11 protein-coding genes are annotated in these 14963 nt (G+C 60.4%); 5 read left to right on the top strand and 6 right to left on the bottom strand.

Annotated features, from left to right (window positions below):
• Positions 1–106: 106 nt before the first annotated feature.
• From P12x_RS18890 to P12x_RS18870, 5 genes are all read right to left on the bottom strand, one after another.
• Positions 107–499, bottom strand: a complete 393-nt coding sequence (locus P12x_RS18890; protein WP_435006123.1) for an RNA recognition motif domain-containing protein — start codon at positions 497–499, stop codon at positions 107–109.
• Between the two features lie 246 nt (positions 500–745).
• The gene (locus P12x_RS18885) at positions 746–1741 is read right to left on the bottom strand and encodes a hypothetical protein (RefSeq protein ID WP_435006121.1); all 996 of its coding nucleotides are present in this window, start codon (positions 1739–1741) and stop codon (positions 746–748) included.
• A 116-nt stretch (positions 1742–1857) separates the two neighbouring features.
• Positions 1858–2091 carry a hypothetical protein gene (locus P12x_RS18880; RefSeq protein WP_435006120.1) on the bottom strand — a complete coding sequence of 78 codons (234 nt, stop codon included), beginning with the start codon at positions 2089–2091 and terminating at the stop codon, positions 1858–1860.
• Positions 2092–2265: 174 nt separating this feature from the next.
• Positions 2266–3162 carry a tetratricopeptide repeat protein gene (locus P12x_RS18875; RefSeq protein WP_435006118.1) on the bottom strand — a complete coding sequence of 299 codons (897 nt, stop codon included), beginning with the start codon at positions 3160–3162 and terminating at the stop codon, positions 2266–2268.
• An 809-nt stretch (positions 3163–3971) separates the two neighbouring features.
• Positions 3972–5030, bottom strand: coding sequence for an SgcJ/EcaC family oxidoreductase (locus tag P12x_RS18870; RefSeq protein WP_435011690.1), 1059 nt, complete (start codon positions 5028–5030; stop codon positions 3972–3974).
• Positions 5031–5443: 413 nt separating this feature from the next.
• Between P12x_RS18870 and P12x_RS18865 the strand changes: the two genes are divergently transcribed.
• The 3 genes from P12x_RS18865 (at position 5444) to P12x_RS18855 (ending at position 8677) form a co-directional block, all read left to right on the top strand.
• A complete protein-coding gene (locus P12x_RS18865; protein WP_435006116.1) occupies positions 5444–6457 on the top strand; it encodes a TlpA disulfide reductase family protein in 1014 nt (337 codons plus the stop codon).
• 133 nt (positions 6458–6590) lie between these two features.
• Positions 6591–7262 (top strand): hypothetical protein, encoded by a 672-nt coding sequence (locus P12x_RS18860; protein ID WP_435006115.1) that lies wholly within the window; start codon positions 6591–6593, stop codon positions 7260–7262.
• An 86-nt stretch (positions 7263–7348) separates the two neighbouring features.
• Positions 7349–8677, top strand: coding sequence for an IS701 family transposase (locus tag P12x_RS18855; RefSeq protein WP_435005574.1), 1329 nt, complete (start codon positions 7349–7351; stop codon positions 8675–8677).
• Positions 8678–8796: 119 nt separating this feature from the next.
• Here the strand turns inward: P12x_RS18855 and P12x_RS18850 are convergent, their stop codons facing one another.
• Positions 8797–10179, bottom strand: coding sequence for an AAA family ATPase (locus P12x_RS18850; RefSeq protein ID WP_435006113.1), 1383 nt, complete (start codon positions 10177–10179; stop codon positions 8797–8799).
• Positions 10180–10445: 266 nt separating this feature from the next.
• Between P12x_RS18850 and P12x_RS18845 the strand changes: the two genes are divergently transcribed.
• A complete protein-coding gene (locus tag P12x_RS18845) occupies positions 10446–13493 on the top strand; it encodes a PSD1 and planctomycete cytochrome C domain-containing protein (RefSeq protein WP_435011689.1) in 3048 nt (1015 codons plus the stop codon).
• A gap of 14 nt (positions 13494–13507) precedes the next feature.
• Positions 13508–14917, top strand: a complete 1410-nt coding sequence (locus tag P12x_RS18840; protein WP_435006111.1) for a DUF1501 domain-containing protein — start codon at positions 13508–13510, stop codon at positions 14915–14917.
• Positions 14918–14963: the final 46 nt, after the last annotated feature.

Below are 14963 nucleotides of genomic sequence, written 5' to 3'. Positions count from 1 at the left end.
GCGAAGAGACCGGGTCCTGTGACCCGGCCTCTTACGCGATTCATCGGGATCAGAATCTCTTGCCAACTTCACCAGAATAAAATGGTGATCATCGGCAGAAGTTGGCTCAATAGCGGCCACCGCCACCACCACCGTAGCCACCACCACCACCACTTCGGCCGCCTCCACCGCCGCCGCCGTAGCCACCACCACCACTCCGGCCACCGCCGCCGCCACCGTAACCACCACCACCACCGCCGCCGGCACGGGGTTCACGGGGCTTGGCCTCGTTGACGGTCAGATTCCGACCGTCATAATCGCGCTCATGAAGTCCCTGGATCGCCGCCTGGGCCTGGGCGTCGGTATCCATCTCGACAAACCCGAATCCCTTCGAGCGGTTGGTGTCTCGATCGACGATGATCTGGGCGCTCTGTACCGTCCCAAACGGCGTGAATAACGCCTCAAGGTCGGACTCGTTGACGTTGTAGGTCAGATTTCCCACGTACAGCTTCTTGGACAAGATCAGACTCCGGAACGAAAGCAGAACGACCCTCGGGCGCTTTCAGGGTCGAGGAGAAAGGAGCTTCAGAGAGAAACTCAGTGCGGCGGGAAAGGCGAGCAGGGAAGTAGGGACCGGTTCGAGTAGAGCCAGCGATACCGCTCGATCGACAGACCAACCAGAATCAATGTAACAAAGCAAGAAACGACTGAACAGAGCAAACTTTTATGATTCTCATCAGCGGGTGTGACCAGGGATTCTTGGGTTTCACGCCGCCCGGTTCCAGAATAGGTCCCACTGATCGGTCTGACGGCAGCAGATCAGGGCGGCCATGGCTCGGGCGTTCTTGTGCCGCCAGCGGGCCCCGCGAGCTTTCAGCCTCAGACCCAGGGTCTTCGCCGCACCCTCCACCACCCCGCTTCCGATCGCATCGCCGGACGCCAGGCGGCCCGCGTAGTCGAGCCGCGTCAGGTGGCCCAGGAAGTAGTTCAGCAGTCGCTCCAGGGCCCCCCGCCTCTTCGGTGTGTCCTCGCGTTCCAGTTCCTCGCCGATCAGCCGGCAAACTCCCGTCCAACCTTCCCTCAGCAGTAACTCACGGCCGTGCTCGTGGAACGTGGTCGCCTCGGCTGTCCCTTCGCCAAAGAGCCGCTTGCCGGCGAGGGCGATGTGCTGGCTGGCGTGGTAGATATCCAGGGTCTGGCGGCACCCGGTCAGGGCCCGGCCGGCCGCCTTCCAGATCCATGACGCCCCGTCCCCCAGCACGTGCAGCCGGGCCATCGCCGGCAGGCCCAGCCGCTTCAGCCGCGCGTGCCAGGACCGGCGGAATCGCCGGGATGCCGAGATGTCGGCCCACATCACTCGGGCGGTAGCCTTGGGCAAGACGCGCGACTCCCACTGCTGGGGGGTCGCCGGTTTGGCCGTCGGTCGCTTCTGGGCTACGGCGATCTTCAGGTCGCGCCAGCCCTTCTCACGGGTGTTGACCTTGCCGGCGTCAACGGCGAACTCCCAGCCACCTCCGGCCTTTCCGAAGCCCTCGGCCGAGGCGGTCTCGGTGCCCTGCCAACGCGCGATCCGGCTGGCCTGACGTTCGCAATAGACCCGCAGGGTCTCGGCCGCCGGCGAGACGCCGAGCAGCTCGAGCAGGTTCTCGCGGGCCCGCTCGAAGGACAGGTCGGCGGCACTACGGCAGGCCTTGCGTTGCAATCGAGGGCTGAGGCCGCCGTCGAGCCCGAGGACGGTATCGGCGTGATAGCCTCCCGGCACGCAAGGGCATCGCGAGCCCCACCAGTGCCGCCTCAAGGTGATCGCCCCCAGGCAGGTGAAGACCTCGCGCGTGGCGGTCCCGCGATTCTCGCGAACCTGTCCACAGGAACAGATCCTCAGGGGAGCCCCTTTTTCTCGGCGTGCTCGAGCCGAGCCCGGACGGCGCGTTGGAGGAGCCGACGCTGGTGCTCGCGACCCTGTTCGATGACGGCCTCCTCGCAGACGTCGAGGACCGAGCCATCGGGGGTGGTGGCGGCGAGATCCTTCATCTCGCCGACGAAGCCGGCGTAGCCGCGAATCAGATCCTCGTCCTCGGCCTCGATCTCCAGGGTGATCACCTTCCGTGTCATGGCGGAACTCCGGGTGTCGGGTTCAAGAAGTCCACCCAATTTGCCAGGACGGACGATTCACCACCAGAGAACTTGGTTACACCCTCATCAGCCGGTATCGGGCAAACCGACAGATGGACCCTCGAACGGTCGAGGATTTCGGCCCTCGAACCGTCCGATGGGATCCAAAACAACTCACTTCATTGATTTGGAGAAGCTCAATCCCGGATCATCCGGACCGTCTCCGACGATCCTGAACGTCATGTGGGCCGCATCCGACCAGCTCACTCGACCGACGAGAGCCGGGCCTTTGTCCTGAGCCAAAGTCAGGATCCCGTCACCATAAGTAGAGTTCCCGGCGAAATCGCGGGTCACTCCTTTCTCCGTCGCCTTCCACTCGAACTGACCTCCTGGCTGAATACTTAAAGCAATCGCAGTATCAGCTGAAGGGTTGGCGATCCAGTTTCCTTCGATGCTGGCACCCTGGGGAGGAGTTGCGTCCGCGACAACAGGTTCCGGAGTAGTTGCCGGTTGTTCCTTCGGCGCGTCAAGTTGTCGAAGCAGCTTAAGTGAGAGAGTATCACTCGGATTCAGCGCGACCACCTGCTTCAGGATCCGAACCGCCGCCTCAATGTGTCCCTGAGTCAGATAATGGTAGGCCAGGACAAATCGAGAAGAAGACGAATCCGGATGAGCGATGCAGTAGTCCTCCAGTGCTCTTTGTTGGGTGGTATAGATTTCGACGTTGGGATAGAGGCTGATCAGCGTCGTCCAGTCCCACCCCGGCCCGACGGCCAGCACGGCGTACAAGGTTGCCGCAGCATCGTCGTATCGACCCAGCGCGAACAAGCAGAGCGCCCGGAATTCATGGAGGGTCGTATCGTTTGGCAGTTTAGCCAGGGCGTCATTCGTCTGCTGGAGCGCAGTCTCGTAGTCCCCTTGTAGAAAGGAGGCCCGACCAGCATCGAAGAGAGCCATCGCGGGGTCGGCGACATCGGAACCGGCCGCTGGGACTGTCGTGTCGATGGGCTGTGAATAGTCGTAGGGGGCCGCACCAACGATGACAGTATTCGTCCCATAGTAGGGGTTCACGTAGGGTAGGTATCCCATCCCATACAAGCCGGAACCGAATCCCCAGCTCGATAATCCCCAGCCTAATCCGAGACCAACCCCGAGGCCCGTCAGACCCCAGTAGGGGTTCCTCCAACCCCAGGCCGCGTTATTGTGGCCATTCCAGTAGCCGTGCACCCATCCCTGGTGATAGGCGCCGTAAGCGTTGTAACCATAGGGTCGAAAGCCGGATCCACCGAATGTGGAACGACCAAAAAAATCCCCTGCTGGCCCCGACGCCGCAAATCCCCTGGAACTTTCGAACGCGGTTCCCCTGGGCCCAGAGGCTACGCCCAGGTTCGAACGGCCAACTGCCGCCCTTCCATCGGGTCCGACGAAACCACCGGCCCGACCGACGTCCGTGAAAGAACGACCTCCCGGAGTGGTGACTTGAGCACCATAAACTCCTCGACCCGCATCGAATCCGCCCGGTCCCCGAAACCCGGCGCCCGCCGCCCCATAGTTAATGTCCGTCCCTCGATTCGTCGTATACGAGCCGGATCGTGATCCGTAGTTGATCCGCCCCCCATCCATTCCCCCATAACCACCTCGATTGAACGATCCAGAAGAACTAAACGAGGGAGTGCGACTGAAAGAAGACATCCCACCGTAGCCGCCTCGATAGCCTCCCCCCGAGAAACTGCCGCCTGAGAATCCTCCCCCCCGGAAGCCACCCCCCGAGAAACCGCCGCCACGAAATCCACCTCCGCCGAACCCTCGGGCAAAAACGGTCCCTCCGGCCAAGCAGGCGACTACGATGGTGCCCAACATCACGATCTTGTTCGGGCGATTCATTGGGACCTCTCCGGATTATTATTGGGTGCTTTCGGGTCGACTCGCGTATCTGGAGCAGGAGGGGGAGTTCTGACCAAAGAATAAGTCACTTCATCGGGAATCAACGTTCCTCCGACCGAGCGATCGACCGAAGTCCATCGGATGTGGTCGGCCCGTACGAGTGTTAGAATATTGGTCGCGGAGGCGGTTGTTCCCTCGGGCTGGACAGCCGTATGCTTGATCACCCAATGATCACCGACTCCTCCCCATCGCCCTTCGCCAAATCCGCCTTTACTGTCGAATTCCCAAGAGCGAATTTGACGGACGAGAGGATCCCATCCGATCCGCTGGGTGGCCGAAAAAACCGGCTTCCCACGCTCATGAACGGTGAACACCCTCATGAGGAAACATCCGTCCTCGCTCCAATCGCAATGGACGCGAACCTCCGAATCGGACCCTTCATCGATCCAATCGCCGACCATCCATTCCAGGTCCTTGAGGTGATCTCGAGGGCTGGTATTCGGATCGGCTTCCTCTCGAACGCTCGAAATGAGCCAACGATCGTCTCGCTTAACGTAAAGAACGGAGTACACCGTCGATCGCGGCGAACCCCTGACTGGGGTTACAATCGCCCTACCATCCTCTTTTGCGACTTCCTTGCCCAGAAACCGGATCGAGTCGATCTCGAACTTGATCTTCGACCCGGGTGATCCTGCGAAGGTCTGGGAAAACGACTCCTCGATTGGACCACGCCCCCGATCGCGGCTCTCATCAGCCTCGACCACTTCCGCATCCTCGGTAAACAGGGCCGTCAAGGCCTTGCTATCCCCCTTATTGTATTCACGAACGAATACATCATCGAGTTCTCGAATGGCCCGTTCGTCGGCCGCCCTGGAAGAATCCGATGGATCATCTCCAGCAGGTTGCATCGAGAAGGCGAACGGACATAGACAGAGAATCAACAACGTCGTCGGCGGTACGACGGCACGGATCCCGCATCTTATGCTCATGAGAAACCCATTCTGGTTGTGTAAAGGATGCGATGTTCCCGGAGATCCGGAATCCGATCGTCGCATCAACCCAAGAAGAAAAGTCGGTCGGAGATCCCTTCGTACGGGTTGAGGCCCGATCTGAATTCGAGTTTACGCCTGTTTCGGACAAAAGTCTTCCATCGAACGAATTACGATTCATCGCGAGCCTCGGAGCCGCGATTTCACGAGGTAAGTCTTCAAAAAGCCCCGATCCGAGACAGAAAGTCGCGATGCGCGGTCAATTTCGATTGATCGGAGGATTGAGCCAACGTAACCTAAGTATGGGGCTCTGGATCCGCATCTGGAAATGACCGGCGGGTCATGCTTCAAACGTAGGTGCGTTCTCGAATTTTGGATCGGCGTGCGGTCGGATCTCGCTGCAAGGATCCCAGGAATCGATCATGATCATGAAGTATCCAATGCGCCGACTTTGGCTCCCAACCCTGATGCTTTTAGGGATGACATGCCCGAGCGGCGTCGGAGCCCAGGAGGCAGGCGAAAGTCCTCCTTCGATCGAGAAGATCAATTCCGAGTATCAACGCGAGCTGGCGAAGATCGAACGTCTGAGGCTCGAACGTCTCGGTCAACTCGCCGCGAGCCAGCCTATGGATCAAGCGGAATCCACTTATCGAGATTATTTTCAACTGGCAATCGCCAAAGGCCTCTTTCTCGAAGCCGAGCCAGTCGCCGAACGTCTCCTCCAGGCCGGCGACACCCCATCTCAGATTCACACCCTGGCCAATCTGATCAATATCGTGGCCGAGGCTGATCGGGGCGAATATGAAAAGTCGCTTCAGAGCCTCGTCTCCGCGATCAGCGAGAAGGCCCGGCAGGGAAAGCCAGGACGCGACCTCGGACTGCCGGCCGCTAGCCGAGCGGCGATCGTTGACGCCTATTATCAGCGACTCCTCCGCGGCTACCAGTACGAGGTCGCCCGCAAGGCCATGAAGCTGGTCGCCGAGAACGCCGAACAACCCGCGATTCGCGATCTGGCGAACCGAAGAACTCAACAACTCGAACTCGTCGGCCGAGACGCGCCGCCGATCGTCGGAGTGGACCTCGATGGCCAGACGTTCCGGCTGGAAGCGGCCAAAGGGGACGTCGTCCTCGTCGTCTTCTGGGCTACCTGGTGCCTTCCAGTTGCCCAGGAACTCCCCTGGCTTCAGGAAACCTACAAAAAGTATCACGAACAAGGGTTCCGGATCATCGGGATCGACGTGGACACGGTTCAGAGCGGCAACATGGATCCCAGCTCGGTCATACCGGCCGTCCGCCGATTCCTGATCGATTACAATATCCCCTGGCCTACCTTGTTGAACGGGGCCGGAGATGCGGATTTTGCCCGAGCCTACTCCGTCTCCGAGATCCCCGCGAACGTTTTGATCGGCCGTGACGGCAAGGTCGCTCATCTCGACCTGGTCGGACCAAGTCTGGAGAAAGCGGTCGGCGAAGCCATCAGTCAAAAGCCCTGACCGACCGAAAGATGAGCCCGAAATTCCCAGACATGTCCGCACCCCGTCCGGAGCGCGATCGATGACGGTGAAGAGGCTACTACCGAGAGATCTTCCGACCCGATGGGTAAGTCCCATCGTAATTCTTTGCACCATGACATTCTGGTCGGGACGGTCGGAAGCCCAGTTCGGTTTTGGGGGATATGGCTTTGGGTTCGGATACAACCAGAATGCCTACTCGGACGTCAACTTCCTGAATTCAAGGTCTCTCAATAACGCGGCGGCCGCAGCGGCCAACCGTCCTCAACCCTTGACTGCACCAAGGTTTCAGTCGCGAGATGACAGCTTCTATGACAAGTACGATCTGTCGACTCGCGAATCCATGATTAATCGAGTCGCCCGTGATCCCGGGCGGGAAATGGGCACGGCCGACCCCAGCGGCGCCCTGGCGCGGGCCGCGAGAACGACTGCTCCTCGACCTCAGGCGCCCGCTCCATCCCAGCCAAGCTTTTTACTGGCCGACTTCTTCGACAAGAACCATCGACTGATCTGGCCGAGCAATGCCCCAATCACCGGTGGGCTGGGTAAGAAGCAAGAAATTGCCGACCAGTCGATCCTGGCAGTACTTAATCAGCACCAACTGCAAGGACTGGCATCCCTTTCCACGGTGACCGAGGCTCGTCAAAAGCTCCTCGACTACGGACGTCCTGCTCTTGAATTCGTCCGGAAGGAGACGACACCAGCGATCTCCGACTCCTTCCATGTCTTCCTGCTCTCGCTTTATTCTCAGGTTGGATTGGCCGCCACTGTCCCGAGACCTCAGTAGTTCTACTGTCACGGATTCCGTAACTCGTTAACCTTGATACAGGTTATGCTGAGTGCTGGGGGGTATCGTCGTACCGAGGCCTGGCCATGACCATCCTGGAAGATCCCGCGGCCGTCGCGCTTCTGGCCGACGCCACCGTCTCCACCGAGGACGTCCGCGACTGTCGGGCCCACCTCACTCGGTTCCTCAAGCGTTATCTCCCCTGCTTCTATCGTGAGGAGCAACGCGGCCACGCCGCAGCCTTCGTCCGCGGATTGCTCAGCGGTCTTGAACGAAAGAGCGTCGAGCCGATCGCACGCCAGGCCGGAATCCCGCGCAAGAACCTCCAGATGTTCGTCGGCCAGGGGGCCTGGGACGACGAGGCGGTCACCTCCGAGATGCGGCGGCATGTCGCCGAGAAGTTGGGCGAACCCGACGGCGTGATCGTCCTCGACCCTTCGGGATTCCCCAAGAAGGGCGAGGAGAGCTGCGGCGTGGCCCGCCAGTGGTGCGGACGGCAAGGGAAGATCGACAACTGCCAACTGGGCGTCTTCCTGGCCTACGTCTCGTCCCGAGGGCACGCCCCCCTGGACCGCAGGCTCTATTTGCCCAAGGACTGGGCCGACGATCCGGCGCGTCGCAACGCCGGCCATGTCCCCGACGAGGTGACGTACCGGAAGACCTGGGAGATCGCCGCGGACCTGCTGGCCCGCAGCGGGGCCGAGGTGCCGCACGGCTGGGTCACCGGCGACGACGAGTTCGGCCGGGCCTCGGAGTTCCGCGCCCTGCTGCGGGAGCGGGGCGAGCGGTACGTGCTGGATGTGCCGTGCAACACCACCATCCGCGACCTGGACGGCCGGCGTCCGCCCCGCAAGAAGGGCCGTCGCGGCCCCAGACGCCAGGTCCCGTTCCGCCGCGCCGACACCTGGGCCGCGACGCTGCCGGCGGACCGCTGGACCCGGCTGACGATCCGGGAGGGTGGCAAAGGGCCGGTGGAGGTCGAGGCGGCCGTGGCCCGGGTCCGCGCCAGGCTGGGTCGCCGGATCGGGCCGGAAGAGCGTCTGCTGATGATCCGGACCCTGGAGGCCAAGCCGGAGGTGACCTACTCGCTGAGCAACGCGTCGCCCGAGGTGCCGCTGACCGAGGTGGTGGGCGTGCGGTCGAAGCGACACCGGGTCGAGCGGGTGTTCCAGGAGGCCAAGGGGGAGGTGGGCCTGGCGCATTACGAGGTCCGGAGCTGGGTGGGCTGGCATCACCATGTCACGCTGAGCCTCTTGGCGTTGTGGTTCCTGATCCTGGAGCGAGAGCGGATCGGGGGGGAAAACCCCGGCGGTGACGGTAAGTCAGGTCCGAGCGATCTTCACCCGGTTGCTCCGCCGGCGTCCGCCGACATCGGCCGAGATCGCGCGGGAGATCAGCGCGGTGCTGCGGCGTAATGAGGAAGCTCGGATCTACCACTGGTACGCCCGCACCAAGACCTATCCACCTCGAAGGAAAACGTCTGGATTCAGTTAACCGTGACAGTAGAAGTAGACTCGACCCTCACGGTCGGATGTCACATCTTGGTGAAGTAGCATTTCACCGCAAAGTCGATGACTTCTCGTGTGAGTCGAAGCGGCCGGTCGTTGTAGAGGCAGTAGCTTCGGGCCTGAAGCATCAGGTCTCGTGGCTGGCAACTCCGGAACGACCGTCCTTCGGGTCGGTAGTGGGTCTCGATTAGATAGTCGATCGGATCCGATTGGACCTCTTCAAATCCGAGCTTTTCGGCGAGAAGCCAGAGTAGCTTCCGGAAGCTCCCTTCATCCGGATCGGTCACCTGGATCTTGTACGGTATCCGACGAAGAAATGCCTCATCGACGAGATGCTTCGGCTCGAGATTCGTCGAGAACAAGGTCAGTTGATCGAAAGGAATTCGGATGTTCTTCCCATTACTAAGAGTCAGGTAGTCGTATCGTTTTTCGAGCGGGATGATCATCCGGTTGAGCAGTTCCACGGGTTGCATTCTCTGCCGACCGAAGTCGTCGATGAGTAGAGTTCCGTTATTCGACTTCATCTGAAGCGACGCCTCGCTGATCCGCGAGATCGGATCGTAGCTGATTTCCAGCCGATCCATGGTCAATTCGCCTCCGACGACGACCGTCGGCCTTCGAATTTCGATCCATCGCCCATCGACATCCCCTCTCCGCGGCCGTGAATCCGACTCGGGGACGATTGGTTCGTGGACCGAGGGATCGAAGAGCTTGACGATCATTCCTCCGAGATCGAGAACCTGCGGGATCCAGACGGACCGGCCATAGCATCGGGTGATCCTCTCGGCGATGCTCGTCTTGCCATTTCCCGGGGCCCCGTAAAGGAACATTCCCCGACCCGAATTGATCGCCGGGCCGAGGATGTTGAACATCTCGTCCGCGATGAGGAGATCCGAGAAGGCACGCCTCAGGTCGGCCTCCAGGGGTCGCTCGTTCGCGATCGTCTGGGCGTTTACGCTCGCCACGTAGTCCTCGTAAGAAACCGGTGCTACGCCCAGATAAGAGCACTCCTCGGTATACTCCCTGGCGCGATTCCTTCCCGCTTCGGTTGGCGTATATTCGTAATCCCCCATTTCTGCAACGTTCGCATATGTCAGCAATTTTTGTTTCTGGAGCCGGATCAACTCATCCTGGAGGAGGGCGAAGGGTAATCCAAGATAAGAAGCAACCGCCCGACCAGAGGCGACTCCGACGAATTGGACGGTCTTGAGGATCAATCCCTCAATCCTCGACGGATTCAATCCCGCCGAGCTCAGGCTAGTGGGACGACTCGGGCGGAATGCCTTTCGACGCTCGACGAAAGCCTCCGCCGGGGGCGCGATCGGCCCTGCCGACTCGGTGTTCACTCCCTCTTCCAACTCGGCCGTCCTCAGCCCTTGCTCAATCGCTTCATAATCCTCTTGAAACATGGGTCTCTCCGCCGAAGCTCAGCCGGGCGTCTGGTCGATCTGAAGAAGCCGTCGTTTCAGCATAGTTCGCCGATCGCGGAACGTGCACAGGTTCGCTTGATAAACAACCTCACCCCGCGGACCCGTTCGGGATCACCTATCCTGTTGCCGGATCAACTGGGACGATGTTACGCTCATGATTGTTAAACAGAAGATTGACTGTCCGAGAATGACATAGACAACCGGCTTCGATCCGGAAAGGTCAAATCGTGACGTGGCGTGGTCGAATGCTCATGATTCCAGGACTGCTCCGACTGGCACTGATACTCGGTCCGATTGGGGTCGAGGCTCGTGCCGAGGACGGAGCCGCATCGTCTCCTCCCGCGAAGTTGGTGGTATTCGATCGAGACGTCTTACCGATTTTCCAGGAGCGATGTCTCGAATGTCACGGTGCGGCGAAGCGTAAGGGAGAACTTCGCCTCGATAGCCTGGCAGCCATCCGCGCCGGTGGGATTTCGGGTGACCTGCTTCGGGGAAATCCAGGTGAGGCGAGCCTGCTCATCCGCCACGTGTCCGGGCAAGGTGATGCGGCCAGAATGCCTCCCAAAGGCGACCCGCTTTCCGAGTCTCAGATTGGGCTCCTGAATCGCTGGGTCGAACAGCAATCGAGTACCGGTCCTGAGGGCCTTCCGGTTCCGAATCCTCCAAAGCCCGTCTCCTGGGCATTTCTACCGAGCGTCCGGCCCCCCATCCCCGAGGTTCCAGAGCAGGATCGATCGAAGATTCGTAATCCGATCGACTCATTCGTCCTCGAAAAACTCCGGGCCAAGGGAATGCATCCTTCCGAGGAGGCGGATCGTAGAATCTTGATCCGCCGCGTGTCGGTGGATCTGACCGGCATCGCACCCACCCCTGATGAAATCAAGCAATTCGTCGAAGATCCTTCCACTGAAGCCTATGAATCTCTGGTCGACCGACTCCTCGCTTCCCCAAGATACGGGGAACGCTGGGCCAGACACTGGCTGGATGTAGTCCACTATGCCGACTCTCATGGTCAGGACCAGGACCGGCCGCGACCCAACGCCTGGCCCTATCGCGATTACATCATCCTATCGCTGAACGAAGACAAATCGTATGATCGATTCGTGATGGAGCAGGTTGCGGGAGACGTTTTGTTTCCTGGAGACCCTGCGGCCATCATGGCGACCGGTTTCTTGGCCGCCGGCCCCTGGGACGAGAGCGGCCTGATGGGTATCTCGGAGGACTCGATCGATCGCCTGATCGCCCATTATCTCGATCGTGATGACATGGTAACGACGACCATGTCAACCTTCACGGGCCTGACCGTCGGCTGTGCTCGATGCCACGACCACAAGTTCGACCCGATCAGCCAGGAGGATTATTACTCCCTCCAGGCCGTCTTCGCCGGCGTCGACAAGGCCGAGAGAGCCTTCGATCCGGACCCGGCCGTCTCGCGCCGTCGAGTTGACCTCGAAAAGCTCTTGGAACGAGTCCGAAGTTGGAAAGGGCAATCCGAGCCGACGTTGCTCGACGACGATCGACAAGCGGAGTCGATCCGGTTCGAGGCCGAGGTTCGGGCTCACGAAGCTCCCTGGGTCGCCCCCTCGATCCTGGAATTGAGTTCCAGGGATGGCTCGATCCTCAAACCCCTGAGGGACGGATCGATACTCTCGCTCGGTCAGCGACCCGAGAAGGACACCTACACGATCAGGCTCGGAAGTGACCTGAACGGGATCACCGGCCTGAGGCTCGAGCTCCTATCCGACGAGACCCTACCGAAACACGGCCCCGGTCGGAACGAAAATGGCAACCTTCATCTCTCAGAAATCAGGGTCAAGGCTCGAGCTCGAAGGGCAGCCTCGCCGGAAGTCCGTCTCAATATTCAAGCGGCCCGGTCAGACTTCGACCAGGAAGGATGGGGTGTCCTACGGGCGATCGATGCCGATGATTCGACGGCCTGGGGAATTTTCCCGGCAGTCGGCGAGTCGCATGAGGCGGTCTTCTCCTTCCAGGCTCCCATCGATTTTGAAGGCGGGACCGAGTTGATTGTGGAACTGGATCAGACTCATGGGGGAGGTCATCTGATCGGGCGATTCCGGATCACCGTGACCTGCTCAACAAAACCTCTCGAAAACCTGCCAGGTCTTCCGCCTGAGGATATCAGGGATTTGATGGCGATCCCGGTAAGCTGGCGTTCCGACGCTCAAAGGGCCGAGCTCTCTCGAAGGGTCTGGGAGCGTCGCCTCGAATCCGAATATGCGGCCCTTCCAGAGCCGTCCCGCGTCTATTGTGCAACGAATCGATTTACGCCCGAGGGAAGCTTCCGACCGGCCAAGACTCCACGACCCGTTCATGTGTTGAAGCGGGGCGAGGTTAATCAACCGGGGGAGCAGGCCATTCCGGGGTCGATCAAGGCCATCGGGTCTCTCCCAAGCCGCTTCAATGATCTCGACCCAAACGACGAAGGTCGGCGCAGGGCGGCCCTCGCTCGATGGTTGACCGATCCCGCAAATCCGCTGTCAGGCCGGGTCATCGTGAATCGTGTCTGGCATTATCATTTTGGGAAGGGGATCGTCGATACGCCGAACGACTTCGGAAAGATGGGCGGCATGCCTTCCCACCCCGAATTGCTGGATTGGCTTGTTGCCGAATTTCGCCAGGGGGGAGGCTCGCTCAAGAGTCTCCACCGCTTGATCGTCACGAGTGCCACGTATCGACAGGTGAGTCGGCACGACCCGGAGGAAGCCTCGATCGATTCCGAGAACCGATTGCTCTGGTGCATGAACCGAAGTCGACTCGACGCGGAAACGGTACGCGACACGATCCTCCAGGCGAGCGGGAGACTTGTCGAGAAACGGTATGGCCCGCCGGTCATGCACTTTCGGATGTCTCCCGGAGTTCATGTGACCCCGGTGGCCGACTACGAGCAGTTCGACCTGGACTTGCCGCAGTCCCGTCGCAGAAGCATCTACCGATATATCTTCAGGACTCGTCCCGATCCGTTCCTGGAGTCGCTCGATTGCCCCGACGCCTCCCAATCCGCACCCGTCCGCGCGGGATCGGTCGGTGCCTTGCAGGCCCTTGCCCTCTGGAATAACAAATTTACCCTCCGCCATTCGGAGCACGTGGCGGAGCGAGCCTCCAGAGAAACGACCGACCTGGGCTCTCAGGTTCGATCGATCGCCTTGCTGATACTCGGCCGCGAACCGACGGACACCGAGCAATCCGAGTGGATGAGTTATGCTCGCCGATACGATCCGACGAACCTTGCTCGAATCCTGTTCAATAGCAGCGAATTCCTGTTCGTAGACTGATCCGAGGAAGACCTATGTTGCTGACCCGAAGGGAAGCCCTGGGTAACGGGTTTGGAGGACTCGCCCTCGCTCATCTCCTCGCGGGGGAGCTTCGCGCCGAATCTCCTCGACCTCGGGCCGACCTGAACGGAGGGTTGCACCACAAGGCCAAGGTTCGACGTGTTCTCCAACTTTTCATGAACGGAGGTGTCAGCCAGATGGACACCTTCGACTACAAGCCCGACCTCGAAAGGCGTCACGGCGAAAAAATCGATATCGGCCTGAAGGCGACGGCCACGGGCACGCCGGGCCCACTCATGAAGTCGCCCTTTCGGTGGAAGCAGCACGGCCAGTCCGGTCGATGGGTGACCGACGTCTTTCCGAAGGTCGCGGAGTGTGTCGATGACCTGGCCTTTCTGATGGCGATGACATCGAAGACGAATGTTCACGGACCGGCCAGTTACTTGCAGAACACCGGATTCCTCCTGCCGGGATTTCCCTCCTGTGGAGCCTGGATCAGCTATGCCCTGGGTCGCTTGACGGACGAGTTGCCGGTCTTCGTGGTCCTCCCCGATCCCCGAGGATTGCCCTACAATGGCATGGGAAACTTCGGCTCGGGTTTCCTGCCTGCCAATCATCAAGCAACCGTCATCAATCCGTCCTCGCCGACTCCGATACCCGACCTCCGACCGGCAGCGATCGCCAAATCCGTCACGCCCGAATCCGGAACGGACGGTCTAGCCCTGCTGCAGAAAATGGATCGACGATTCGCGAATGATCGACCGGGAGATTCTCGGCTCGATGCCCGGGTGGAAGCCTACGAACTCGCGGCACGCATGCAACTGGCCGCCCCCGAGGCATTCGACCTCAGCCGAGAGTCACGAGACATTCACGAACGCTATGGGACCGATGGCCCGGCCGAGTCGAGCGGATTCGCAAGAAACTGCCTTCTCGCTCGCCGACTCCTCGAACGCAATGTTCGGTTCGTCCAGGTCTGGAGCGGGGCCGGTGGGCCGACCAAAAACTGGGACAATCACGGCAACATTCCCGCCGAACTCCCCCCGATGGCCAGGGCCGTGGACCAGCCGATCGCAGCTCTTCTGGCCGATCTCAAATCTCGCGGCCTCCTCGAAGACACGCTCGTGATCTGGACAACCGAATTCGGACGGATGCCATTCACGCAGGGCAGCACAGGTCGAGACCACAACGGCGGAACTTTCGTGACCTGGCTCGCCGGAGCTGGTATTAAAGGTGGGGTCTCCCACGGCTCCAGCGATGAATTCGCCTACAGAGCCACGACTGACTCGACGACCTGCTATGACCTCCACGCCACCATCCTGCATCTGATGGGAATCGATCACGAAAAGCTCACCGTCCGACAGAATGGGATCGACCGTAGGCTAACCGACGTTCATGGCCAGGTCATCGGTTCCATCCTTTCGTGACTGGTAGGACGCCCCGATCGGGTGGACGACTTAAGTTTACCCAGGT

The sequence above is a fragment of the Tundrisphaera lichenicola genome (assembly GCF_051175385.1).
GTDB lineage: Bacteria > Planctomycetota > Planctomycetia > Isosphaerales > Isosphaeraceae > Tundrisphaera > Tundrisphaera lichenicola.
This window is presented reverse-complemented; position numbering and strand designations above follow the sequence as displayed.